Annotated in this window: 27 protein-coding genes; 6 read left to right on the top strand and 21 right to left on the bottom strand. The window is 39.5% G+C overall.

Going from position 1 to position 25,808, the window contains the following annotated elements; genetic code table 11:
* Positions 1-4: 4 nt before the first annotated feature.
* Complete coding sequence (gene addA, locus LCL91_RS01245; RefSeq protein WP_224879278.1) at positions 5-3,715, bottom strand: helicase-exonuclease AddAB subunit AddA; 3,711 nt, start codon at positions 3,713-3,715, stop codon at positions 5-7.
* Complete coding sequence (addB, locus tag LCL91_RS01240; protein WP_224879275.1) at positions 3,705-7,196, bottom strand: helicase-exonuclease AddAB subunit AddB; 3,492 nt, start codon at positions 7,194-7,196, stop codon at positions 3,705-3,707. The genes addA and addB overlap by 11 nt, the downstream gene beginning before the upstream one ends.
* 188 nt (positions 7,197-7,384) lie before the next feature.
* On the opposite strand from addB, the gene LCL91_RS01235 reads away from it, so the two are divergent.
* From LCL91_RS01235 to cotJC, 4 genes are all read left to right on the top strand, one after another.
* Positions 7,385-7,579 carry a hypothetical protein gene (locus tag LCL91_RS01235; protein WP_098443062.1) on the top strand — a complete coding sequence of 65 codons (195 nt, stop codon included), beginning with the start codon at positions 7,385-7,387 and terminating at the stop codon, positions 7,577-7,579.
* 111 nt (positions 7,580-7,690) lie between these two features.
* Positions 7,691-7,906, top strand: coding sequence for a spore coat associated protein CotJA (locus LCL91_RS01230; protein ID WP_224879273.1), 216 nt, complete (start codon positions 7,691-7,693; stop codon positions 7,904-7,906).
* A gap of 3 nt (positions 7,907-7,909) precedes the next feature.
* A complete protein-coding gene (locus LCL91_RS01225) occupies positions 7,910-8,176 on the top strand; it encodes a spore coat protein CotJB (RefSeq protein ID WP_224879271.1) in 267 nt (88 codons plus the stop codon).
* A gap of 21 nt (positions 8,177-8,197) precedes the next feature.
* The gene (gene cotJC / locus LCL91_RS01220; protein WP_098443059.1) at positions 8,198-8,767 is read left to right on the top strand and encodes a spore coat protein CotJC; all 570 of its coding nucleotides are present in this window, start codon (positions 8,198-8,200) and stop codon (positions 8,765-8,767) included.
* A gap of 235 nt (positions 8,768-9,002) precedes the next feature.
* On the opposite strand, the gene LCL91_RS01215 is transcribed toward cotJC, so the two are convergent.
* The 5 genes from LCL91_RS01215 to LCL91_RS01195 all read right to left on the bottom strand — a co-directional run bounded on the left by LCL91_RS01215 (position 9,003) and on the right by LCL91_RS01195 (position 12,917).
* Positions 9,003-9,629, bottom strand: a complete 627-nt coding sequence (locus LCL91_RS01215) for a TVP38/TMEM64 family protein (protein WP_159782110.1) — start codon at positions 9,627-9,629, stop codon at positions 9,003-9,005.
* A 102-nt stretch (positions 9,630-9,731) separates the two neighbouring features.
* Positions 9,732-10,187, bottom strand: coding sequence for a pyridoxamine 5'-phosphate oxidase family protein (locus LCL91_RS01210; RefSeq protein WP_224879269.1), 456 nt, complete (start codon positions 10,185-10,187; stop codon positions 9,732-9,734).
* Positions 10,188-10,415: 228 nt separating this feature from the next.
* Entirely contained in the window at positions 10,416-11,825 is a 1,410-nt protein-coding gene (locus tag LCL91_RS01205; protein WP_224879267.1) for a hypothetical protein, read from the bottom strand.
* A gap of 126 nt (positions 11,826-11,951) precedes the next feature.
* The gene (locus LCL91_RS01200; RefSeq protein ID WP_224879265.1) at positions 11,952-12,473 is read right to left on the bottom strand and encodes a hypothetical protein; all 522 of its coding nucleotides are present in this window, start codon (positions 12,471-12,473) and stop codon (positions 11,952-11,954) included.
* A 225-nt stretch (positions 12,474-12,698) separates the two neighbouring features.
* Complete coding sequence (locus tag LCL91_RS01195) at positions 12,699-12,917, bottom strand: hypothetical protein (protein ID WP_224879263.1); 219 nt, start codon at positions 12,915-12,917, stop codon at positions 12,699-12,701.
* 184 nt (positions 12,918-13,101) lie between these two features.
* Between LCL91_RS01195 and LCL91_RS01190 the strand changes: the two genes are divergently transcribed.
* Complete coding sequence (locus LCL91_RS01190; RefSeq protein ID WP_224879260.1) at positions 13,102-13,548, top strand: protease complex subunit PrcB family protein; 447 nt, start codon at positions 13,102-13,104, stop codon at positions 13,546-13,548.
* Between the two features lie 157 nt (positions 13,549-13,705).
* Positions 13,706-14,470 carry a DUF3891 family protein gene (locus tag LCL91_RS01185; protein ID WP_224879258.1) on the top strand — a complete coding sequence of 255 codons (765 nt, stop codon included), beginning with the start codon at positions 13,706-13,708 and terminating at the stop codon, positions 14,468-14,470.
* Positions 14,471-14,560: 90 nt separating this feature from the next.
* Here LCL91_RS01185 and LCL91_RS01180 read toward each other — a convergent pair whose 3' ends face one another.
* From LCL91_RS01180 to moaA, 14 genes are all read right to left on the bottom strand, one after another.
* A complete protein-coding gene (locus tag LCL91_RS01180) occupies positions 14,561-14,701 on the bottom strand; it encodes a hypothetical protein (RefSeq protein WP_224879256.1) in 141 nt (46 codons plus the stop codon).
* 94 nt (positions 14,702-14,795) lie between these two features.
* Positions 14,796-16,658 carry a PAS domain S-box protein gene (locus tag LCL91_RS01175; protein WP_224879254.1) on the bottom strand — a complete coding sequence of 621 codons (1,863 nt, stop codon included), beginning with the start codon at positions 16,656-16,658 and terminating at the stop codon, positions 14,796-14,798.
* Positions 16,659-16,779: 121 nt separating this feature from the next.
* Positions 16,780-17,019 carry a hypothetical protein gene (locus tag LCL91_RS01170; RefSeq protein WP_159782102.1) on the bottom strand — a complete coding sequence of 80 codons (240 nt, stop codon included), beginning with the start codon at positions 17,017-17,019 and terminating at the stop codon, positions 16,780-16,782.
* Between the two features lie 52 nt (positions 17,020-17,071).
* A complete protein-coding gene (locus tag LCL91_RS01165; protein ID WP_373560754.1) occupies positions 17,072-17,233 on the bottom strand; it encodes a Spo0E family sporulation regulatory protein-aspartic acid phosphatase in 162 nt (53 codons plus the stop codon).
* Positions 17,234-17,482: 249 nt separating this feature from the next.
* Positions 17,483-17,968, bottom strand: coding sequence for a GNAT family N-acetyltransferase (locus LCL91_RS01160; protein ID WP_224879252.1), 486 nt, complete (start codon positions 17,966-17,968; stop codon positions 17,483-17,485).
* Positions 17,965-18,600, bottom strand: a complete 636-nt coding sequence (locus tag LCL91_RS01155; RefSeq protein WP_224879250.1) for an HD domain-containing protein — start codon at positions 18,598-18,600, stop codon at positions 17,965-17,967. Before LCL91_RS01155 ends, LCL91_RS01160 begins: the two co-directional genes overlap by 4 nt.
* A gap of 66 nt (positions 18,601-18,666) precedes the next feature.
* The gene (locus LCL91_RS01150; RefSeq protein WP_224879248.1) at positions 18,667-19,386 is read right to left on the bottom strand and encodes a SurA N-terminal domain-containing protein; all 720 of its coding nucleotides are present in this window, start codon (positions 19,384-19,386) and stop codon (positions 18,667-18,669) included.
* 184 nt (positions 19,387-19,570) lie between these two features.
* Positions 19,571-20,248 (bottom strand): amino acid ABC transporter permease, encoded by a 678-nt coding sequence (locus LCL91_RS01145; RefSeq protein ID WP_224879246.1) that lies wholly within the window; start codon positions 20,246-20,248, stop codon positions 19,571-19,573.
* A 16-nt stretch (positions 20,249-20,264) separates the two neighbouring features.
* Entirely contained in the window at positions 20,265-21,128 is an 864-nt protein-coding gene (locus tag LCL91_RS01140; protein ID WP_224879244.1) for a transporter substrate-binding domain-containing protein, read from the bottom strand.
* A gap of 190 nt (positions 21,129-21,318) precedes the next feature.
* Entirely contained in the window at positions 21,319-21,573 is a 255-nt protein-coding gene (locus tag LCL91_RS01135; protein ID WP_224879242.1) for a hypothetical protein, read from the bottom strand.
* Positions 21,574-21,643: 70 nt separating this feature from the next.
* Entirely contained in the window at positions 21,644-23,485 is a 1,842-nt protein-coding gene (locus tag LCL91_RS01130; protein WP_224879240.1) for an LTA synthase family protein, read from the bottom strand.
* 132 nt (positions 23,486-23,617) lie between these two features.
* Positions 23,618-23,890 carry a hypothetical protein gene (locus LCL91_RS01125; RefSeq protein WP_142329551.1) on the bottom strand — a complete coding sequence of 91 codons (273 nt, stop codon included), beginning with the start codon at positions 23,888-23,890 and terminating at the stop codon, positions 23,618-23,620.
* An 83-nt stretch (positions 23,891-23,973) separates the two neighbouring features.
* Positions 23,974-24,759 carry a formate dehydrogenase accessory sulfurtransferase FdhD gene (gene fdhD / locus LCL91_RS01120; RefSeq protein ID WP_224879238.1) on the bottom strand — a complete coding sequence of 262 codons (786 nt, stop codon included), beginning with the start codon at positions 24,757-24,759 and terminating at the stop codon, positions 23,974-23,976.
* Between the two features lie 2 nt (positions 24,760-24,761).
* On the bottom strand, positions 24,762-25,781 hold the full coding sequence (moaA, locus tag LCL91_RS01115; RefSeq protein ID WP_224879235.1) for a GTP 3',8-cyclase MoaA: 1,020 nt from the start codon (positions 25,779-25,781) through the stop codon (positions 24,762-24,764).
* Positions 25,782-25,808 lie beyond the last annotated feature (27 nt).

Raw genomic sequence — 25,808 nt, 5'->3', positions numbered from 1 at the left:
ATCCTTAATCGATTAAGAGTGATTTGCCACCATCAAAAAAGAAAAGAATTTTTTCTTTACACGGCAAACCCCAAATCTCATTAATCGCTTTTTCATATAGTTGAATCTGCGTTGTATAACGACGTTTCATTGTCTCCATTGCCTGTTGCTCTGAAGAAAAACGATTTTCAATCACGTCTGTTTTATAATCGACTAACAGTAATTCTCCGTGTTGATCGCGCAGGATACAATCTATAACCCCCTGTAACACGACCGTTTCTTGGTCTCCTTTGAATTCCGGATAAATCCACTTCGAATCCACCCCAAGACTAAAGGGAACCTCTTTATATATTTCAACCGCGTTTCTCATCTTGTCACCTAGATCAGAATCAATCAAGTGCTTAATTTGTTTCACATCAATGGCTTGAGCCTGATCGTTCGTTAATAATTCTTTCGTTTCAAGCTTTGCGATTAATTCTATAATATCCTTTTCTTCATGGCGTTGGTGCAAATCAAGATGCTGCATAACGATATGCATCGCGGTTCCACGCTCAGCAGGCGTAAGCTTTTTACTTTGAAGAAAGCGCGGGCGTTCTTTTAACGATTGGCTAAAGCCTTTTACAAGGCGATCGTCACTCCGTTCGTCCTGGAAAATTTCTCGCTGACGCTTCACTTCCGTTACCGACTGCTTTGATCTTGTTTCAGCAGCTGCCTGATGTGGATATGTCCAATTAAGACGACTATGAACAACGTCTTTAAACGCACTTTCTTCTGGTACGTAGGCTTTCCTTCTAAGGAGTTCCTCGTATTCCTCGTGTTTCTTAACGTCTTCCGCTTCAACCTGAGAAAAATCCGACGCTTGATGGAGCGTTAACGACCATCGTGATGGGTGATGAAAAACCTCATCATGTTTCGGGAAGCTAGCAATGCCGTCTGTTATGGAAGAAAGATCTTGATGCCTGATAATAGATGGCCCAATCCAGTTTAAATACGTTTTACTTGTTGAGCGCTCATAATCAGAAAGGAGCCACTCCTCTCCTGGTGCCTCTGCCCAGGAAAGTAATTCTTTCTCCCAGTCATTCACCGTACCAACTAAAATTAATTTTTCTTTTGCTCTTGTTAAAGCAACGTAAAGTACCCGCATTTCTTCAGCCAATAGCTCTAGTTTCATTCGCTTTTGTAATGTAAAGTAAGGTAACGTCGGATAACTAATGCGATTGATTGGATCAATGTATTTCGTTGCTAAACCGAATTCTTTATGAAGAAGCATTTGGTTTGCCATGTCTCTCATGTTGAATTGCTTTGCTATGCCTGCGACAAAGACAACAGGGAATTCAAGCCCTTTGCTTTTATGAATCGTCATTACGCGCACAACATCTTCCTGCTCTCCAAGCGCACGGGCTGTTCCAAGATCACTTCCTCGCTCCTTCATTCTGTCAATAAAGCGAAGAAAACGGAATAATCCCCGAAATGACGTTGCTTCATATTGTCTTGCACGATCATACAAAGCACGCAGATTCGCCTGGCGCTGCAAACCAGCGGGCATTCCGCCGACAAATTCATAGTAATTCGTTTCACGATAAAGTTGCCAAATTAATTCGCTTAACGACGACTGCCTTGCCTGTTCTCGCCACCGATTTAAATCATCGATAAATCGTGCTATTTTCTCTGAAAGCTCATCTGACTCTGTCTCACAATAAGCCTGCATAGCGAGATAATAACTTGATTGCTTCTCATTTATCCGAATCAATGCAAGTTCTTCTTCCGATAACCCAATAATCGGCGATCGCAAGACAGATGCAAGCGGGATATCCTGATAGGGATTATCGATTACGTTTAGGAGACTCATCATAATCGCCACTTCTGTTGCTTCAAAATACCCTGTTGCAAGGTCAGAATAAGACGGAATACCTGCCTGCTTTAATTCCTCCATCATAACCGGCGCCCAGCTAGAAGTGGCGCGCATTAAGATCACCATATCTCTGTACTGAATAGGTCTCATGCGATCTTCTTTTCGATCGTATATTTTCGTTCGCTCGTTTTCGCTCTTTCCCATCATCGATTTAATGCTAGATGCGATCAGACGTGCTTCAAGCTGGACTTTTTCGACCTCTTCTTCCTCTTCATCAGAGCTTTGATCAATCACATGAACTTCTGGTACCACCGATTGAGAACTCGGATACTCTGCACCAGGAATAAGTTCAGCTGCACGATCATATTTAATTTCTCCAACGCGTTCATCCATAATTTGTTTAAAAATAAAGTTGGTGCTATTTAGAACTTCCTCACGACTTCGAAAGTTTCGCGCAAGATCGATCCGTTTAGTAGGCTCCTCTGAAGAGCGGCCAAACGACTTATATTTTGCTAGAAACAACCCGGGCTCAGCAAGTCTAAACCTGTATATACTTTGTTTAACATCCCCTACCATAAAACGATTCCCACCGTTTTCGGATGTTCGGCTAATGGCATTAAGAATCGTTTCTTGAACAGAGTTCGTATCCTGGTACTCATCAATGAGCACTTCAGCGAACTGCGTCTGATATTCCTTCGCCGCACTCGAAGCGATAGGGTTATCAGGTGTTGAGGCCTCATCTAATAAAATCGAAAGACAGTAATGCTCAAGGTCACTGTAGTCAACAAGTCCCTTTTCCTTTTTTAGACCCGCATACTTATCCCTAAATTCATTTACGAGAGAAGCTAACGTTTCAAGAACCGGCGCAAGTTTTTGGATATCCTCAAGATACTCCTCTGTTTCCCGCTGAAACAGATCTTCTTTCATACTTTGAACGGTTTTCTTAACCCGATCACGCATTCCTTTCACGGTATCTATAAGCTCAGGATCAAACTGGTCACCTTTACAAGGCTTTAAGCGTCCAAATGAAACAGCTTCAAACGCGTTTTTTAATGCGTCCCATGATTCCTTAGAAGCCTGCAGAAGTCCACTCACCATTTCGCGCTCGACTTCTAACGTGGAAAGGTACGGTTCTGGACCACCTGGGGAAGATGAAATGGAAATGGCCTTTTCTTGCACTTCACGCATTCCTTCTAACTGAAGCACAACATCTTTCTTTAATTCCTCTACCCAGATCAGCTCATCGAAGCTTTTATTACTTGCATTTTTATATAAATTCACACTATCTTCTAACCACTGTTTCGGCCAAGGATGACTTGAAGAGAAATGAAAAAGTCGTTCAACTAGAAGCTGAAGATCGACATCGCTCCGATCACTACTATAGCGGTCAACGAGATCATAAAAGGCTTCATTTTCCTTCTTGCTGTAGTGCTCCTCAAAGAGCTCTTCCATCGCTTCTTCACGAAGTAAAGCGGCTTCCGTTTGATCGGCGACTCGAAAAGCAGGATCAAGATCGATCTTGTAATAGTAGCGGCGAAGAACTTCCATACAAAACGAATGTAGTGTAGAAATCGAAGCACGATTTAACATAGAAAGCTGTCTTCTTAAATATAGCGAAGAAGGATCTTCCTTCAGCTTTTCTTCAAGCGCTTCTCCAATGCGGTGGCGCATTTCCGCAGCTGCAGCATTTGTAAATGTTACGACTAGAATCCGATCAACTTCAGCCGGATCATTCTCATCGGCTAAACGTCTTATAATTCGTTCAACTAAGACAGCGGTTTTCCCGGAGCCTGCCGCAGCGGCTACTAAAACATCTTGATTTCTTGAAGCAATGGCTTCCCACTGCTCATCGGTCCATCTTGATCCCTCAGGTTTAGTTATCATCATCTGCCTCCTCTCTCATGCGTTTTAAAATCGTTTCGTCATCCTGAGCAGTAATAGAACGATAAGCATTATCTTCCATCGCCTGATCAAACTGGCAAAAGGAACGGTATGAACAAAACGTACATGGTACTCGATCTTTCATTTTGTAAGGATCTATCTCAATACGGCCATCTGAAATTTCTGTTCCAATCGATTGAATCGTTTTTCTTGTATAAGAACGAAGCGCATGGAAATCATCAGAAGATAAGACGGAAGAATTTTTGTAAAAGCTACCATCTTTTTTCAGTGCTGCCGGAATAATATCCGATTTCTTCGTTTCTATGTCAGTATCCATTAAGCTCACAACATCTTTATCCGCAAGGAGAAGTCCCTTCATCTTAAACTTTCTGAAAAGCTCCTGTTGAATGGCTGCTTGTCCAGGCGCTGATGTTTGGAGGATAGGGTTGTGGACATGAAAATAAAGCATACCTGCAGCAGTTGCCTCTTTTCCAAGCCAGACGCTCGCATTGGATATAACAACATCGAGATACGTCAGCATTTGTAGCGCGAGTCCAAAATACACTTCCGATAGATCAAGAGAAGTACCGCTAGACTTATAGTCGATAATACGAAGGAGAAGCTCTTCTCCGTTCAGTGCCTGATCAACACGATCGACACGTCCGATGAGCTGGATTTTAACACCATTTTTAAGCGTGAACTCGATTGGAGGGAGCTCTTGATTGGGCCCAAATCCTAATTCAAGTCCTGCTGGTTGAAACCCGCTTTTCTTTGCCTGTTGTCCAAGAACGGACGAGGCCCGGCCAACAACTTGCGTTAGCTTTCTCATAATATAATGATAGCGATTTGAGCTTAATAGAATTTCATTCTGTAACTTTGGTGCGAGCTGTTCAACAATTTGTCCTGAAAGCTCATAGTATTGATTAGATGAGAGTTTCGCCCAATCCCAGTGACGCTGCTTAATCGTTTCTGCCATCATATTAAGCGCCGCATGAAACAGCTGTCCGATATCAGGCGCTTCAAGCTTGAATGTCGCTCGTTCTTTTAAGCGCAAACCATGAGAAGCAAACTGAGAGAAAGCACAAGATTTATAGCGTTCCATTCTTGAAACACTCGTCTGAATTTGGTGACCATAAAGTTTTCGACTCGTAGATTCAGTTAGACGTTCCGCTTTATTCCGATAAAAAAGACTATCAATCAAGCGTACGCGATCTTTCTCAGTTGGAGCCGAAATAAACCAGTTGTATGCATCCCACCAAATCGGATCGATCGGATACCCTCGGTCCCATTGTCGAAGCTGTCCCGTAAGTCGCCCTATTGTCTTCGATGGGTTTGTTATGAAAGAGAGTTCTTCCGTTGCTTCTTCCCCAGGCTCTGCAAATTTCAGACCGATCTCAAGATCCGGGAACATCTCCTGCAATCGATTCATGACGATAGAAGGCTGCAGTCCCTTTCCTTCTTCATCAGCAAGTGGACAGCTGATCCATAAAGAATCCGAAGGCGTTGCGAGCGAATGGTAAATCAAAAATTCCTCATCAAGCAAACGGCGCTTCAACCCAGGTGCTAACTGAATTCCCTGTTCTTCTAACTTTTCTCTATCCTGCTCACTTAAAAGTCCATCTTCCTGAATGCGAGCTGGTAAGACACCTTCATTAACACCTAGAAGAAAGCCACATTTTACATCAGTAAATCTTGTACGATCAATGCTTCCAATCACTACCTGATCAAGTGAAGCAGGTACGAGAGCAAATTTCATATTTTCCATTCCCGCTTCAAGCAACTTTGTAAATTGCTCCACGGAGAGTTTCTGATCACCGATTAATTCCACTGTTTCATCAAGTAGCGAAATCACCGCGTCCCAAACCTGATCATGTTCACGTGCTTTGGCAAGGTGACCGGCCTTTTCTGCCTGCTCTTTTAACCGATCGATTTTTTCTGCTGCGTGGCAATTTTCAAGAAGATAATAAAGAATTTCGCACATTTCTTCAACTGTTTTTGCTTTGATCATGTGTCTCTCAAATTTCTCAAGCGGCGTCGCAATCCAGTCTTTCGTTTCATTCAGACGATCTTCCATTTTTTCGAGTTCATCGGAAGTGATGACTTCTTTATCTTCTAGCTGACGATAAATATTTGCTTTAAATCGTTCGCCAGTTTTCCAACGATAGCCTTTGATGCCTTTTGCTATAACGTAATTTTCAAGCTCATCCATCCGTTCACGGATAGTTTCCATACTTTCCCCCGTATCGTCTGGAAACAATAGCTCGGTTTTAACACATCGAAAAACAGATTCATAGCGCCAGTTGTACTGGATAATGTCCAAACTTGAGCGAATCAACTCAATTAACGGGTGATGAAGCATTGTCCGCTTTTGATCTGAGAAAATTGGAATCCCGTGATCCTCGAATATCGTTTCCACAAGTTCATAATAAGTTGACATATTGCGTACCATAATTGAAATATCCCTGTAACGATAACCTTCATCTCGCACAAGCCTTAGCGCTTCTCGTGCTACTGCCTCCACTTCAGAACGTATATTCACCGCATGATGAACTTGTATGTGCTGCAACTCCCCACGATAAACAACCGGCGGCCGTTCACCATAATTGGCTTCTAAATGAGAGATCTCACTGTTCTGATACCTCTTCTGCGTTGTTAAAACGAGAGGTTCCTCGATTTCTACCCCTTGTTCATTCGCCAGTCCCTGAAGGATTTGATATGTTTTACCTGGTTCATGAAACAGGTCGAGTTCATGAATAGCGGAAGGGATCATTTCAGAATCCATCGTAATCGTAAACGTAAGGGTTGTTCCTTTTTTCATTAAAGATTGAATGACCAGTAATTCCTGAGGGGTGAAACTATGAAAGCCGTCTATCCATATGGTAGCGTTCGCTAGATAGTCTGATTCCTCAATTTTCTCTGCCAGCAGCGCCAAATAGTCTTCTGAATCGAGGTAGTGACCGATCATCTTCTTTTGAAAAGCTTCGTAAACAAGATGCAAGTCATAGAGCTTATCTCGAAGTAAGTTCCGCTCATCTTCTACATAAAAATCATCAGCAAAGCTCTTAATATCATCTGGTTCAAGACAATACCGCTTAAATTCCGTTACCATATCATTTAGCTGTTCCACGTATCCTGTTTTCTCAGATGAACGCTGATAAATTCGTAGTTGCTGCTTATTTTCCTCAATGATCTGTCGAAGCATCATACTTGTTCCAACACTACTTAAATGAGGACGAGCCATGCCTCCAGTTTCTTGAAGTACTTTCCAGGCAAGTCTTGTGAAACTAAAAACCTGCGCTCGAATCATTCCTTTTAAACCTCTATTATGTACTAATTCATACTCTGATTGAAACGTCATTTGCTCAGGAACGAGGTAAATCATATCCTGTCCGATTGGCCGATCGGTTAGTTCATTTTGCATTTCCGTTAAACAATGATTCGATTTCCCACTTCCTGAACGACCAATGACAAACTTCACTGTCATTTCCTCTACCTCCTACACCGTAAATTCTTTGTCTATTATCTCATGTTTTCAACAAATTGAATAGCAAATAGGAAGATACGTTCGTATATCACCCTACAAATTATGCCAAATGGAAGACTTGATGGTTTCCTCCTACAGACGCACGGGTATAGTACTCATAAGAAATTGATCATAAAGGAGTTTTCAAAATGGAAAAGGAATTTGAAACGTTTAAATGGGAATTAAATCGGTTAACACGAGACATGACCGAATTTGTTCATAGTTATGAAAAGCTAGATGATGGGCAGAAACGCAGTGTTTCAACCGACTATCCATTCAAATCGGACCTTCATGACTTAAAGAACATGCTAGCAACCTGGAACAATACAGTTAATAAAATGTAAAGCCAAAGAAGCACTTCCACTTTTGGAAGTGCTTCTTTATTTGTCATTCATGATTTCTTTTTTTGTTCATACATCTTAAGAGTAGAGATTCGTACAAAAGGAGGTCACTAAATGTACACACACAGGAAGTTTTACGAGCCATATGTTAGTCCGTTTGATCCATGTCCTCCGATTCGAGTGAAATCTTATTCAACTCCCCCTAACCTCTACATGGGCTTTCAGCCGCCTGGTCTTGAACAATACTCTGCACGTGAAGCGCTACGTAAAGGAACGCTCTGGAAGGCTTTCTATGATCCGTACCCTTATCCTTCAAAGCGGGAGGACTAAACCATGTCTCAAAAACAATTGCCCAAAGAGTATTATGAGCTACTGGAAGAACTGCAGGCTGTGGATTTCGTTCTCGTAGACCTCACCCTTTACCTTGATACCCATCCAAATGATTATGAAGCCATTCAACAATTCAATGAATACGCAAAAATGAAAAAACAACTTAAGAAGCGATACGAAAAAGAATATGGTCCATTGCAACAATATGGGAACAGTTATTCAAACTATCCATGGGATTGGAAAGAAGCACCATGGCCGTGGCAAGTCTAACTCAGAAAGGAAGTACATGATATGTGGGTGTATGAAAAGAAATTGCAATACCCAGTCAAAGTAAGCACATGTAACCCCATGCTAGCAAAGTTTTTAATCGAGCAGTATGGAGGAGCCGATGGTGAACTAGCTGCCGCTCTCCGCTACCTAAACCAACGCTATACGATTCCAGATAAAGTTGTTGGTTTATTAACGGACATCGGCACAGAAGAATTCGCTCACCTAGAAATGATCGCCACAATGGTATACAAATTAACGAAAGATGCCACAGCAGACCAAATGAAAGAAGCCGGACTCGGCGCCCACTATGCCAATCATGACAGTGCTCTCTTCTATTCCAACGCAGCAGGTGTTCCATGGACAGCAAGCTACATCGCCGCAAAAGGCGATCCCATCGCTGACCTTTACGAAGACATAGCCGCAGAAGAAAAAGCAAGAGCCACCTACCAATGGATCATTGACCTCTCAGACGACCCTGACCTAAACGACTCCCTCGCCTTCCTAAGAGAACGCGAAATCATCCACTCCCAACGCTTCCGAGAAGCCGTTGAAATACTTAAAGAAGAAAGAGATAAGAAAAGGATATTTTAGTTCGAAAGGCGGAAGTGGGCGGTTAGACACGGCAGGCACTGGAGCCTTAACAAAAGAACACGGTCTTTGTTTTCATTTGTTAAGGTGAAGCGATCGAGACCCTGCCCACTGCAGCTGGATCTCAAGAAATGCGGAGACGAGCGTTTAGAAACGGATGATAGTTAGAACTCTTAGTCATATCTTTTCCATTCCATACACATGCAAAAGCCATGCCGAAACCGGCATGGCTTTTCTACTATCTCGCCTGATCCTCCGTGCGATGCTTACGAGGACGCTGATTTAGTTTCACTTCAATTAATTTGCCTGCCCCCCAAAGAAGAACGATCGCTACTAGGATAAGAACCATTTGCAGAGGTTGGTGAATTAACGCAAAAACATCATGTCCAATAAAAGAAACGATCGAGATCATCACCATTTTTCCAAGTAATACAGCGAGTACAAAGCTTCGAATACTCATATTCGAAAGACCTGCTACCACATTGATTAAAGCCGAGGGCGTAAATGGAAAACACAGAAGCAAAAACACCATTCCAAACCCATGTCGCTCAATCCAGCGCAGTGTTTTTTCTATTTTGGCGTGTTTTGTTACCACTCGCATGAATCGCTGTCTTGCAAGCCGCCTGACCACCATAAAAACAATCAGAGCACCAAGAGATGCACCAAGCCATGAAAGCAACGAGCCGTACCAGAAACCATACGCTGCTGCATTGCCTGCCACAAATAGAAATAACGGCAATATCGGAATAACTGCTTCTAGCATAGGAAGCAAAATTCCTGGCAATGGTCCAAGAGCACGATACTGACCGAGCCATTGTTTGATTGTTTCTTCATTTAAAAAGTCTTTAATCATTTCCCACTCCATCTGGGAATCAACCTCGTTTCCTGGTGCCTTCGTCAGAGTGATCGCACGAAATGCTTGTTTACACCATTAAATCACAAAAAATTGCGATAAGAAAGTTTAGTGCTATTTCAACAAGGCCTCGTACACTTCTTTATCCAGCTCTTCTGCTTTCTTTTGATTATATGTTTTTTCGTATTGAGGTTCTGTTGTGATTTTAGCTCCCCAAAACATTGTCTCAAGTACTTGATTGACATTTACATTAATTTTCGCAAGCTTTAGTGAAACACCTTTCATGGCATCTTCTAGGATTGAGGCACTTCCATGAATGGAATACACGGTTTCCAATCCAATGATCGTGAATACTACATGAGGATTTTCTTTCACATTTTGAATCGTACGTGAATTTGTTGTAACTGAAAACCGAATATTGTTCTTATCTAAACATTTCACCCACGATATGGCAGATACGTTTGGAGTATGGCTTTCATGATCAATCGTTGAAAGCATAACAAGCTTCTCTCCTTCAAAAAAAGATACAAGATCCTCATTAAGTTCCGTCAAAATTCCTTTCTTCGCCAAATGCCTCATCCTTTCACTTACTATTATCGACTCTCTTCTAAAAGATTACCATGAATTGTGCATAATGGAAACGCTTCACACAATCCCACTACTTATGAGAAAAATAATAAAAAAAACCGTGCTCATTTAAGCACGGTTAACAGGGGGAAAATCACTTTCAAACTACTTAGGGGGTTTGTAAAAGAATATTCCCGATTCTCTAAAAACCAAACTACAAATTGATAAATGCTAATCAATTTTTTCATTTAACTGAAGAGATCCTTTTAAATCAACATCCACAGTCTCGAAGTTTGGTAAGTACGATAAGGTGATAACCGCAGGAAACGAAGAAGAAAAATGCTCGTAATCAAGATCAATCCGAAATTCTTTCGGTGATTCGGTAGAAGAGGTTTGATAAATCAGAATATCACTTTTATTCTTATCCTTTATTTCTAACAATACAGGCTTTTGTTGTTCATAAAATTCTCGCTCTTCTTCCGGTATAGAACCTAGACGTTCTTCATAAGCTTGACTGCTTTCCATGTAAATCTGATTCAATAATTTAGGCGAGTGATCTTTATTTCCATCTATTTTAATTATCAGCTGATTGCCCTCACCACTACTCTGGGCATGAACAGTATAAGTTAACCCACTATAGTCTCCAAGGCTGACCTTCTTCCCATTTTGTATAGCTTCCCAATCCTCATTTGTAATCTTCTTAGAAATGAGGCCATTTTTATTAAAAACGACTTCATTTACCTTATAAGAATACGTCTCTTGTAAGGTACGAAACGGTTCCAGCGCTACATAAGTCCCTTTCTCATCTTTTAATAGAACCCGTTCAAATGGATAAGAATCTTCTTCTGTTGCATTCGTCATAACGAGTCGTGTAGGTAGATCATCATTGCCCTTCATATATAATTTATTCGCATTAAGACCCGCTTCAAAATGGGTAAAAGTAAAATCGCCTTCATTTGTATGAATTGTTTCATTCAGATCTGCTTTGGCATAAATGTTGTGCGAAAAATCACCTTCCAAAGCTAGCTCTTGATTTTCAAGTTTTATTTTCTCATCTTCAATTTGTGCGTACACATTCTCCAAGATAACCGAATCTGCATCTGAAAAGCGAGCAAATTCTTCAATGAAATCAGCCTCTTCGCTATTCGGATATAGAACTTCTGCTCGATAAATACGATGATTAATAACCGCTGGCTGTTTTTCTGGCTGGCTTAAAACTTCCTGTTGACTAACTAAAAAGGATTGATCCTTATCGCTGGTACCGTCAAATCGCAAGGAACCGATATGAAAGGTCGGTAAATTAAACGGCTGATCATTTTCTTTCAATGAAAAAGAGTATGTGATGTACACAGCTCCAAAATTAATGACCATCACATCATGGATAATAAGATCACGATCATTTTCCAATATGGGGATAAGGCGATCACTGCTATTTAATGCTCCGATCTCTCTAGCTAGTTGAAGCTGAGGAATCATTTCATTCATGGAATCCTCCCATTGATTTGCGGATTCATAAACCTCAAACAAAGATTCATCAACTTTAAAATTCGGTTCTCCACTCTTGAGTTGATTAAAAATGACAAGAAACAAAGCGAAAGATACGAAAATTCCAATAATTTTATAGAGATTTAATTTCTTCATAAAGCCCCCCATTTCTGTCATATACTTCTATTCTATCAGTTTGTATTATTATGTTTAACCCTACGTCGGCCATTCAAAAACAGTCACTAAAAAAACTTCCTAATTGGAAGTTTTTTTTAGCGCTTACTATGGCGTTATTTCGACAGGAATACGAAATAGGAAACTCTCTTCCTTATCATCCATTATAATTGGCACCTTTACTTCTATTTGATAAGCACCAGTGTCAAGTGGTTCAGTCTTTAGTGACTCTCCTTCAACTATATCATCTGTTGAGACGTTTTTCAGGACAGATGGATCAGGGGATGTATAAGGGATAACAATATCATTTGTTTCATGTTCCGTAATCTGATAATCTAACATACTATTTTCGACTACCTTTATTCCCGTTTCTTCTTTTCCTTCATATTTCAATTTAGCTGTAAGAGTGATAGCATTATTTTCAGCGAGCTTGCTATTTACAAGGGCTCCAACCGGTACTTTAGGCTGCGTTTCAGATCGCGAAACAACATCTCGTTGGTTTTCACTCAGTAAGTATTCACTTGTATTCATTTTCCGGTCGCTAAATATGACGTTGACAGCGCCTACAATAATAAACACAATAAAAAATAAGATGATCAGTTTAGAGCTATCAAACTTCCAATTCTTCATGACGACATCCTTCCATGCTTAACTCAATGCTACTATTATATCATTTCCTCATTCAAACAAAACAAAAAAATCGGAAAGGAATAAGAACGTTTGGTACACTTACATTAAGCTTCTCGAAAGGATGTTATCGAATGGACTTGATCATGGATATCCTCTATGGAGTTGGAATCGTATTTTTTCTAATCATTGGTTTGTATTTCGTCGATCTTTTTCGAAAATGAATTCTTAAGCGTTTGGTCCTGCTTTATAAACAACTGATGGGGACGGATCAATTACAGATGCATCATATTCTTCTTTCACAACACCTTGAGGCATATCTTTTATAACACGGACAAGCTCTCCTTCATCGGGATTGTATCCCTTCCCAGATAAATATTCCATAATCTCTCTTGTTGTCACAGGTTCTTCTACGTTCTTTAAAAAGCTTATAATTTCTTTTTGCATGTCTACTCTCCTTTTTTTACGCCATTTACTCACAATTATTCAATACCCTATGTAAAGAAAATGTAATCGTTTAATCTCCTGACTCTTTCCAAGCTTATTGAAATTCGCTAAACTTAAGATAGCGTTATAATTCAATAGAATCATTTTCTAAATATAGAGGCTACGAGAAGAAAGGGGTAAGACATTGCGTTCAATATTATTGCTACTATCACTGGTCTTTGTCATTTTGACAGGATGTGGAGATAATTCATCACAGTCTACAGACGATTCAAGTGGGGGAGATGAAATGAAGGAGGAAATCACTTTTGAAACAGTAGAAATGCAAAATGCGCCAAAAGACATTCAAACGACCGTTCAACAAAAGTGGTTAGAGAAATCGACCTTTACGGTTCCATCAGGTGAAGAACTGTATATTATCATTACTCGCGGTGAGATGCCCACAGGCGGCTATTCGGTTAACATCGAAAGCATCGAGAAACTAAATAATGAACTTCTCGTTACTTATTATTATACCGATCCTAAAAAAGATGATATGGTCACCCAAGCGATTACAAAACCAATTGTTATCTCAAAAATAGATATGACGAACGCACGCGTTAATTTTAAAGAAATTCAAAAAAGCGCTCCTTAATGGACTCGCTTTTTTGTCTCGATTTAATTGTTCGCGCTTACAAATAAGGGATTTCCGCCCCTTGTTTTGTCGAGACTAAACGGTCCACTGTTTGGTTAGCTTCTTTAACCAGCCTCGCAATTGCTTCAAATACGCTTTTCTTGAAAGGATGAATTGGATGATTGTTTATGAGGAGAATGATTGTTTTGTGATGACTAGTCAGCATGATCATGCGCTTTTGTCGGGGCAGTTTGCAGAAGCGTTACGAGAAGACTATTGGCCCGATTCGCTTTATCGTGAAGAGGTCTTACATGCGATTCGCTATCATGATTGTGGATGGATCCCGCTCGATACCGTACCGTTTTGGAACGATCGACGCGAGGCCCCCTATACCTTTCTAGATTTCCCACTCGCTCCCAAGTTAACCTTTTACAAAAAAGGATTAGAAGATGTTATTAATAAGACGACTTACGGCGGTTTTCTTTGTAGCAAACATTATCAATCATTTTTTCACAATGCGACATCTATGGAAGCTAAAACGTTTTATGCTGAAGAAGATACTAGACAGAATCAACTGTTAGAAACTTTTCGTATTTCGGAATCCCTTCTTACTTTTCATTATCAATTACTACAATTTTGTGATGACTTGTCACTATACGTTTGCTTTCAAGAACCTGGAGTTTCAAAAAGCGAAGAACTTTCGTGGTTTAAGAAAGGCTTTTCACAATCCTTCTATTTTCTAACGACAAATAATGCCCTTCTTACACACTGGCTTTCTAAGGAAAACATTCAGATCTCATACCCACTATTTCATGAAAAGCACTCGTTTCATGTTAGATTAAAGCGAGTTCCGAAAGAATTAGTAGCAGTTGAAGGAATCGCAAAAGCTTATCAGACGACTCCATTTGAGGTTCGAACCTTTCACTTTAGTCATAATGAATAGACGACCATTATAAAAAGAGACTTCTCAAAAAGGAACTTCTCTTTTAATAAAAAGAAGTTCGTTTTTTGAGAAGCCCCTTCGTACTGTTCGTTAAAATACATTCGATAAAATATAAAATAATGTTCCGCATCCTACAATGGCATAATTAAAAAGGCGATTGTTTTCTGACCAATTCTTTTCAGCGTTGAACTTTTCAAAGGCAAGCATTCGATAACTCGTCTCGCTTCTCATTCTCAACACGCCCCTTATTTTAACTATCCTTTTCATAATTGTAAGCGCTTACTTAATTAAAGTAAAGAATTGAATAAAAGAAAAAAGCGCTGGCTCAGCGCGATTCATCAGAAGGACGATAAGGGAGTTTTATTGTGACCACAGTGCCTTCCCCTTCTTTACTATCGATTAACAAGGTCCCCTGATGATTTTGAATAATTCGCCTGCAAATCATTAAACCAAGGCCGTTCCCCTTTTTTTTCGTCGTATAAAAAGGTTCTCCTAGATGGGTTAGCTGGTGATCTGGAATGCCTTCTCCATTATCTCTCACTTCAATGAATACTTCATTTTCAACAGGAAAAAGGGAGAGTATGATTTCTCCACCGTTCGGCATTGCTTCAATCGAATTCTTTATAATATTGATGAGAACTTGTTTGATCTGATTTTCATTGCAAGATATGTTAGGAATGTTTTCAATTACTCTAGTGATGATTTGCACGTTGTTTAACGTTGCCTGCGTTTCAATCAAGGTAAGAACATTTTGTAGTAAATCTTGTAAGTTCGCTTTCTCATGAGCTAAAGCCTGCGGTCGCGCCAGCACCATAAATTCATTGACGATCATATTGATGCGATCCAATTCATCAAGCATAATGCTAATAAACTCTTGATCACTGTCACTATCTAGCCTAGATTTTAAAATTTGGGTAAAACCTTTAAGAGACGTTAATGGATTTCGAATCTCATGAGCAACGCCAGCAGCTAGTTCACCTATTACGGATAATTTATCGGACGTTCGAAGAAGTTCTTCGGCGCGCTTACGATCTGTAATATCTTTACGAATGTAAACATATTGGTACGGTTCTCCGTTATCACCATTGAACGGCACCACTGTTGTATCGACCCAAAAATCGTTTCCATGTTTCGTTTTGTTATTGATTTCGCCTTTCCAGACTGACCCTGATTGAATTTGCACGTCCATTTCGTCAAAAAAAGACTGCGGATGATACCCTGAATCTAGAATCATATGTGTTTGACCGAGAAGTTCGCCTTCGGTATATTCCGTTATCTCACAAAATTTCTCATTCACAGAAGTAATTTTCCCAGACTCATCTGTCACAGAAACTAAAGCACTTTCATCAAGGGCATATTTTAAATCTTTTAACTGTTTTAGCGTGCTTTGAAGCTCCTGTTCCGCTCGTTTTTTCTCAGTAATGTCTCTTGAGACGACAACATTCATTCTTTCTCCATTGACGCCATAAGGGATGGATCTTGCTCGATCTTCTAACGTGATCCAATTTCCATTTACATGCCTCCGTCGAAATTCTGCGACGGCTGGCTTATCTTTTGCACTATGTAATAAATGAATAACGGCATCATGGTCATCAGGGTGAATGTCCTCATAAAACGACTGACCTGTATACTCTTCAGTTTTAAAACCAAGAATGGTTTCATGGGAAGGAGAAGCATAGGTAATGATCCCGCTCTCGACATTCACTAGTCTAATTAACTCTGATGTATGCTCAGCAATCAGCCGGTACTTTTCCTGACTTTCTCGAAGAGCAAATGCTGCTGCTCGTTCTTCCGTAATATCTCGAACGTACGTAAATACACCCTTTACTTCATGGTCAACATAAACAGGTATATTTACCAATTCAACTTCGAACGGCTCTTGATCGGGTGTAAGGAAAACCGTATTAAAATGTGTAACTTGCCCCTGAAGCGTTTTATAAAAAAAGTGGTTCACTTCGTCATGTTCTGAAGCTAGAATAAAGTTTGTATAATGCTTGCTTTTAATTCTGACATTGTAATGCTTTGATATGGCATCACCGAAATGGTTAATATTTTGAATGAGTCCATGATGATCTAAAAGGTACATCATACCTGGATAATGGGCAAATAGCGATTTGTACGTTTGATAATTTCTATGAAGTTCATGAAGCTCTTGCTTATCTATAAGAACGTCTTGTGAATGTTTCACCATAAGTCCCCCTACGTACACCGGATAAATTCCATAGTAAGTAGTTTTTCTCTTTCCAAGCAAATGATTCCTGCTTAAATCTACATTAAGTTCTAAAATACCACAAAAAAAAGCCGTGCTTCTAACGGCTTTCACACTGATCGATCGGATCGACTTCATCTTGCCACACTTCTTCATTTCGAAGCGCAAAAAGTATCCAGTCATCATTCCCATTATAATCAGAGTCATTCCACTCACGAAAATGTACCACGGATTGAAAGATTTCTCCTTGAATGGATTCAATCAACTGATTGCGCTTAGGATGTTCTTCTATCCAATCAAATAACTCTTTTGTGAGAATTGATTTAAGATCAAACTTCATAAGGTTTCCTCCTTTATTTTACCCTACAGGAAGAAAAAATTAGATTTAAGTTTCACAATACTTCCTCATTATGTTGTTTCGTTTGCATTAAGGCATTTAATAATCGGTCCAACTCCTGACTACAGCGAATGGTTCTCTCTGATGCAAAGCCGTAACGTCCCGCCATATCGAACATTTCTTTACGCTTTCTTTCAATTGCATCATACATGCTCATTCCTCCTCATGCCAATACATTAACATTATGCCCAAATCTCGGAGGAATCAAAACGCATTCGACCAAACTTCCTATAGTCTGTCAGAATTAGTAAGAATAAGACAAGTTGAACCAATAGGGTTCGATTCTATTTTAGTTATAGCACTATGAATATGAAACCTTCCTCCTGTTCTTTCTTGCTTGTATACTTCTGTTATTCCCGCTTTTGCACAGTTTAATCCAGGGTTTGTGACCACAGCCTATTTCTCCCTATTTTCCTATCTTTTTTACCATAACTTCAAAAGTTGTCGAACCGCTATCACTTACCTTTAAGAAGGATTGCTCATATGTAAACCCTGCCCTTTCATAAACTATTTTTGCCCGTTTATTAAAGGAGGCTACCGTAAGTCGAACGCTCTTACCACTGTACTTCTCATAAGCATATGCGAGCCCCGCTTGAACAAAGCGAAGACCTTTTCCATTTCCAGTATACATCGGGTGGAGACCCAACCCAAAATCAAGGAAAGAATCCGCATAAGCATTTTCCTTATAACCAGCGGGAACTTGAGCTGACTTACCAAAACAAAAATAGCCAATTAATTTGTTGTTTTCTGTAACTAAAAAATAAGAGCCGTTCAAAAGTTCTGATAACACTTCTGAATCTCCATTTAGATTGTACAAAGAATAGGGCTCATCATATTGCCACGTTTGGATCTTTTTTGCAGTATCCTCTGTCATTGGCTCAATAATCATCATTTTAACCCTTCCCATTCCCCATGAAATTGTGATAAAAATGATGTCATAAATTCATGTCGCTCTTCAGCAATTCTTAAACCGGTATGCGTATTCATTAAATCTTTTAAATTCAATAATTTTTCATAGAAGTGATTGATAGCTGTCGACTTTTCATTCCGATACGAGCTAGCTGACATGTGCTCACGCGGCTGTATGGATGGATCATAAATTAAATCTCCCTTCGAGCCAGCATAAACAAACGTCCTGGCAACTCCAATCGCACCTATCGCATCTAAACGATCGGCATCTTGAACAACCTTTGCTTCGAGACTACGAACAGGTGGACGATTCCCGCCTTTAAAGGAAATGGTTGTAATGATTTCCAATACGTGCTCAAGATCCGCCTTATTTAGAGGGGTTAGCAGTTGCTCTACTTCTTCTAATCCAGCTTCTTCTGATGAAGCGATTTTATCATCAGCAAGATCATGAACAAGTGCGGCAACTTCACAGATGAAGAGGTTAGCCCCCTCTTCTTTCGCAATACTGCGCGCTTGTTTTACGACCCGATCAATGTGGTACCAATCATGTCCACTTCCTTCCTTTTCTAATTTTTGTTTCACATACGTACGAAGTTCAGCGATGACATGATCCATATCTTAATCTCTCCCTGTTTCAATTTAATGTGGCTAATCATAGAAAAAGGCCAGCTCTATGCTGACCTATAAATTCTCTTTCACTTCTGCTTCTTTCATCAGTTCAGCTTTCATTTCTTGAACTTTCTCTTGTGTTTTCGTTTCAACTAAATAGTCTTTTATCCGCTCTTTCATTTCGTCAAAAGAAGGGGGGTTTTCAGCATCTTTTGAGAATTGCTCATCATAGAATGCCTTTACTTCTTCATCAGATACTTCAGGTGTACCAATTTTTTCTTTTACAAATTTATCAACAACTACAATATCCGCATACTGGCTTTCAAGCTGCTCAAGAGTTATCCCTTGACCTTGTAACGCTTTCTCAAGCTCCTTTTCGCCATCAAATTGCGCTTTAATTTGTTCAAGTTCTGTTTCCACTTCTTTATCTGATGCAGAGAAACCTTCTTCCTTCGCTTTTTGAAGTAAAAGTTCCTGTCCTATTAAATTGTCCATCACTTCTTGCTCAATCGATTTCGCTACCTCAGTATCTGATGGATCTTCCCCGCTCATCGTATAGCGAAGCTGAGTTTGTACAAGCATAGAATTATAATCTTTTCCTTTGATCTCTTCACCATTAACTGTTGCGACGACCTTGTCTTCTTCTACCTTCATCGCTTCAAGTTCTTTTTGCGTTTCTACAGTTGCTGAATCTTCAGAAGCAGGTTCTTCGTCCGTTGCCTCACTATTATTACTACAAGCAGCAAGCATTAGAACCCCAACAATCAATAGTAAATTAAGATATTTTTTCATGCAATTGATGAACTCCCTTCCAATATGACGAATCGTCTATGTTGTTTATTTTACTTAGTATAACATTCTTAAAAAAACTTCATGAAGAATATGGGATATTTTTGTTTTTTTAATAAGAGTGCTGATTCAATTGAGCGCTCTATTAAATGAATCGAAAGAAAAAACCCTGGAAAGAGCCCCAGGGTTAGTGTAAATAATGATATCGCTTTTCTAGTCGTTCCTGGAAAAAGGAAACACAAACGCATACTCCCCAATAAATAAAAGCTACGAGAATATACATTGTCATAAAATCAAATTCTCTTCCGCCAACAATTTTCGCATGATGGAGCAGTTCTGGAACGGTAATAACTGCGGCTAAAGAAGACGCTTTGATCAGATCGAGCATGACGTTCGATAGAGGCGGTATGGCGATTCGCGTTGCTTGTGGCAAAACTACTTCTCTCATCGTCGTCCAATAAGTCATACCTAGAGCAGTCGAAGCTTCCCATTGGCCATTTTCAACTGATGAAAGAGCCGAGCGTTGAATTTCTGCAATATATGCCGCACTATTTAAGCTAAACCCTATTAAAGCACACGTTAACGCTGAGAATTGAATTCCTACTACCGGTAGTCCGAAATAAAGAATATAAAGAAAAACAAGAATTGGCGTTCCTCTCATAAAGGAAATGTAGAGGCGCGCTGGCCATCTGAGCGCTTTCCATTTGGACATTCTACCAAGAGCAAGAAATAAGCCCATACCCAAACCAATAATCATTCCAACAAATGCAATTAATAACGTTAACCCAAGACCCTGGATCACATAGGGAAATGATTTTAGCGCAAGACCTGCATCAAATAAATATTCCCAGTGTATTTCCCCCACTTGTTACAACTCCCACTTATTCTTCAATATCTAAATCTGGCTTAACCGATACGTCAGCTCCATTGAAGAACTTCTCAGATAGTTCTTTCATCGTGCCGTCTTCTTTCATTTCTTTTATCGTCTCGTTCACTTTTGTTTCTAATTCGCCACTATCCTTTTTCATTACAATATGTTGGTTGTTAGGATAGTACTCAATATCAGGATGGATGGTTATGTTTAAATCAGGAAAAGCAGCAAGAGCAAGTGTTTGTAAGTAATAATCATTTAAAATAATATCCGTTCGACCATTCGATACATCACGTAAATACTGTTCATTCGTCGCATTATCATAAATTTTTTCTTCTGCACCATGCTCACGGGCAACTTCCATATAAACCGTTGTAGAAGCACCAGCCGCAATCTTTCCTTCTAGATCATCAAGAGACTCTATACCGGAAAGATCATCTTTTCTTACGATCGCTGTACCATAAGAATACTTAACAGGCTCAGAGAAAGTGAACTTTTCCATTCTTTCATCTGTTGATGTAATATCGTTGGCTGCTAAATCAACTTTCCCCGAATTAATGCTTGTTAACATCCCATCAAAGCCCATTTCTTCAAATTCTACATCAAGATCAAGGCGTTTCGCCATTTCTCTTACAACTTCTACTTCGTAGCCCGTCACTTTATCCGATCCTTCTTCATAATAAGATGTCGGATAAAGCGTTCCTGAAGTGGCAACGACAAGTTTGCCTTCTTCTTGTATTTCTTCCCATTTCGATGCTTCTTTTTCGCCTGAAGCTCCATTCGAATCATTTCCACCGTTCGAACAAGCACTTATAACAAAAACAACTAGTCCCATTAAAAGAACAGGAGCCAGTCGCTTTATGAAATTCGTCATTTATTTCACTCTCCTTTAATCTAGTAAACAGCAAAAGCTTATCACTATATGACATTCTATTGCAACTGTTACAACGCTCTCTTCAAAATGCAAACTATTCCTATTTTTCACATATTAACACGAAGTAAGATAAGCAAAAAAACACCCCGGAAGTTAGTTTTTAACTCTAACTTTCGAGGTGCACCACCTACTAGGAGTGTTTTAATTGTTCATCTATTTTTTCATGAAGGTATGAGGTTGCCTGATCAAGATGCTTAATTGCTTCACCAGGAAATTTATCTATGTCTTTTGCTCTTTTTACATGACCGTATAAAACAAGATCCTGTGAGTTCATCACAATATCAAGCACTTCTCTTCCAACTTCATCTTTATTTTGATCCATATGAAGAGCGGTTTTGTACTCTCTTACAACTTCAGTGAGTATTTGCAGTCTTTGTAAGTCCATATATCCTCATCCCTTTGCAAAGTATATCCAATTAAATCCTATCATGAATTTGTCAGAAAAAACACTGAAATTATTGAATAAAACGCAATAAGTCACCATAAATCACTTGATCTGAATAATCAAGTTCATCTTGAACATCACCAAAATAACGAGCACATTTGTTTCGATTCGTTTTTGACGTGCTTTCTTTGTTATAACACGTATTTTTTGTATAAATCAGGTTCTTTGTAATAAAGCTTCCATCTCGAAAAATCACAAGGTCTTTTCGTTTTTCTGAAAAAAGACTCGTTCCGAAATTTAAACTCTTGCTTTCTTCTACACCTAATAATTCTAAAATTGTTGGTTTAAGATCAATCTGTCCTCCAACCGTATCAATGACTTCTCCATCCTCTCCAGGAATATGAATGATGAGAGGAACTTTTTGGAGATCAACGTGTTCAACCGGCCCAATTTCTTTACCAAGATATTCGCCTAGCGCTGTATCGTACGTTTCAGATAAACCATAGTGATCGCCATATAAAACAAAAATCGAATCTTCATATAAACCGGCTGCTTTCATTTCTTCAAAAAAGGTTTTAATCGATTCATCTTCATATCGCACCGTTGCAAAATAGCGGTTCACTACCTCTTCTTCCGTCTCAGGAAGAGTAATAAGTGTATCTTCTTCCTCTAATAAATAAGGGAAATGATTTGTTAGCGTTAAGAATTTAGCAGAATATGGCTGTTCCAACTCTTTTAGATAAGGAATCGACTGTTTAAAAAACGGAATGTCTTTTAAGCCATAGTTAATGGAATTCTCATCACTAACGTCAAAGTCTTTTTTGGAATAAAAGCGATCATAACCGAGGGTCTCATACATTTCTGATCGATTCCAAAACTCACGATCATTTCCGTGAAAAGATGTTGTTGTATACCCTTCGTTATTTAATGCCTCTGGCAGAGAGAGAAATTCGTTTTGTGGCTTTCTTACAAAAACAGAGCCTCCTGAAAGAGGGTATAAACTACTATCAATCATAAATTCAGCATCGGAAGTTTTTCCTTGTGCGGTTTGATGGTAGAAATTTGGAAAGAAAAAACTGTCTTCTTTTAACGTATTTAAAAAAGGTGTTGCTTCTTTTCCATCAACACTCTCATTAAGCATAAATGCTTGAGTCGATTCTAGTGAGATAAGAATAAGGTTCTTCCCATTTGCGATTCCTTCATAAGAGGAAGGTTCGACTTCCTTATCTTTCACATACTTTTCAATTTCAGATAGCTCTGTATCATCTGCAAATGCACTATTAATTGACGTAAAAGAATTATACCCGATATCATAAACATGATACGTATAGGCTCCTAACGATTTAACAAAAAGCTCTCGATCATATGATTTTTCAAATAAAAGAGGATGCATGATAAGTGCTAAAGTAGCTGTACATAGAAGAACTGCGACGCTACTAATCGCTGTCCTTTTCTTAAGTTTCTTGGAAAGAGCTAATTTATTTAGTCCTTTACGCTTTAGTAACCAAAATAAAACGATTGAATCAAAAACAATGAATGGATCATATAAGTTCAATAACTCAACTGTACTCTGACCAAGACCGCCAACATTCCCAAACTGAAAGAGGACGGGTACTGTCACAAAGTCTATGTAAAAACGATAGTATAAAATATTGCAATAAAGTAGTGCTGACAAAACAAAATAAACTGCTAGCATCAGGCCTGGTTTTGACTGCTTTCTAAATAGACCGATACCTAGCAGTAATGCAATTGATCCTATTGAATTTATCATCAGGAAAAGCTCTTCCCCAATACCGTTTAACGAAAAAGTAAATTCAAACCGATAAACAAGGTAGGTTTTTAGGGAAAGTAACGCTATTAATAAAAAATAAAATCGCCACAAATCCTTTTCTTTTCTTCTCTCTACATCCATCAATTATGCACCCCTCATATCTCCCTATCTCAAACGATCTTTCTCTTTCTTTACCACTAAAGAAGGGAAACCAAACCGATCACAGTCTCCTCCCTCTATTAATGACGAATAAAAGAACAAGAAAGTTTCAATTTAGTATGAAAAAACTAAGGCGATGACACCGAACGCAATGAAAAAAAGTCCTATTGTCACACAAGTGATGGTTACAACCCACCATGGTATTGAGTCAAGGGCTTTTGTTTCAATAAAGAAAAAAATACTTTCATCTTTGTTGGAAGCTTCAGAGGCTCTTGCACGGCCAGCCGTATTAGATTTCATCGCCTCAAGGCGATGAAACAAATACCGGGGACTTCCTACTAACGCAACACCAGCAACCCAAAAAACGACAGCTATTGTCCAAGCCATACTTGATCCGCCTTTCTCTAAACGCCTTTTGTTCTGTAGTATGAACGACTTCATCAAAAAAAACACCTCAAAAATTGAGGTGTTTAGCGTTTAATGCGTTCGGGCTTTGTGTAGACATTAAATCCTCCGTTTCGGATAAAACCTACGGTTGTTATGTTTAAATCCTCTGCCAATTGAATCGCTAACTCAGTAGGGGCAGACTTGGAGAGAAGAACACCAATCCCCATTTTAGAAAGTTTAATGACGACTTCAGACGATATCCTGCCACTAAAGGCTACGCTAAGATCGGACGGCTTAAGCTGCTGACGAAGAACATAACCATATAATTTATCCAGCGCATTGTGTCTTCCAATATCGGTTCGAGAAGCTAAAAGCTCACCATTGAGAAAGATAGCCGCATTATGTACACCACCGGTTGTTTTAAAAGTCGTTGATTGGCTTTGTAGCGCCCTCATGTTTCCGAGGCATTCTTGCGCTGTTAGCTGTGGCGCCCTTGTTATAGTCTTAGCTGTCCTGGAATCGCTTTGCAAATAAAAGTGTCTACTTTTCCCACAACAGGAGCCGATCACTCGTTTTGTGTACGTTTCAGATGTTAAAGGAATGTGAACATTGGCTTTAACATTCACAATTCCTTGACCTTCATTAAAGAGCATTTCCTCGATGTCCTCAAAAGACCGGATGACTCCCTCTGATGCTAAAAAACCTGTCACCATATCTTCTAAATGATCCGGTGTGCAAACGAGCGTTGCAAACTCTGTACGATTCACTCGAATGGTGAACGGCTTTTCTAATGCAATTTGATCATTTTTTTCTACCCATTCGCCTTCACGAAAGCTTAATACGGTTCTATCTGTTAAGTGTTTTCCCATTGTTAACCACCTATAAAGGACATTTCAATCTTTTCTCGTTTTAATACACTTTCTTCCGTTCGCTCATCTGAATACCGATCATCTCGTCCATTCCATAAGTTTGCTAACATGGTCCTTAGCTCTTCATCAGTAGCTCCGTTTCTTAGTGGGTTTCGAAGACTAGTCCCTTTTGAAGCAAATAAGCATGTGTACAGAGCACCATCAGCAGAAAGACGCGCTCTTGTGCAACTTGAACAAAATGAATCGCTAACAGAAGAAATGACGCCAACCTCCCCACTACCATCTTTGTATTGGTATCGGGACGCGACCTCTCCGAAGTATGCAGCATCAAGAGGTTCTAACTCATAAACTGCTGATAATTGATCAATGATTTCCTTTTTACTCATCACATGATCAAATTTCCATCCGTTTGAATTTCCTACGTCCATGTACTCGATGAAACGAACGATGTGACCACTATTTCTAAAATAAGAAGCCATAGGTACAATTTCATGGTCATTAACACCTTTTTGAACCACCATATTGATTTTGACTTGAAGACCGGCATCAGCCGCTGCTTGAATTCCTTCAAGGACAGGTTTAATCTTTGTGCCTCTTCCATTCATCTTTCCAAATGTTTCGTCATGAATGGCATCTAGACTAACATTCACTCGAGTTAGCCCTGCCTCTTTTAACTTGAAGGCTTGCTTTTTCAGTAGCGAAGCATTTGTCGTAAGCGCTATATCAGTTAACCCGTTAATCTCAGATAACATGGTAATCAACACATCCAAGTCTCTTCTTAAAAGCGGTTCGCCACCAGTAAGGCGAATTTTCTCAACCCCCATTCCAACAAACAAACGAGCAAGCCTTGTAATCTCTTCAAATTGAAGGAGACTTGTTTTTGGAAGAAATTCATAATCTGGTCCGAACGTTTCTTCAGGCATACAATAACGGCAGCGGAAGTTACACCGGTCTGTAACTGATATACGAAGATCCCTTAGCGGACGTTTAAATTGATCGTATACAAGGTTTTCTGATGGCATTATCTTCGCTCCTTTCTAACAATACGA

The sequence above is a fragment of the Guptibacillus hwajinpoensis genome, from assembly GCF_020171785.1.
In the GTDB taxonomy this organism is placed as follows: Bacteria; Bacillota; Bacilli; order Bacillales; family Guptibacillaceae; genus Guptibacillus; species Guptibacillus sedimenti.
Note: the sequence above shows the minus strand (reverse complement) of the source record. Positions and strands in the feature narration are given on the sequence as shown.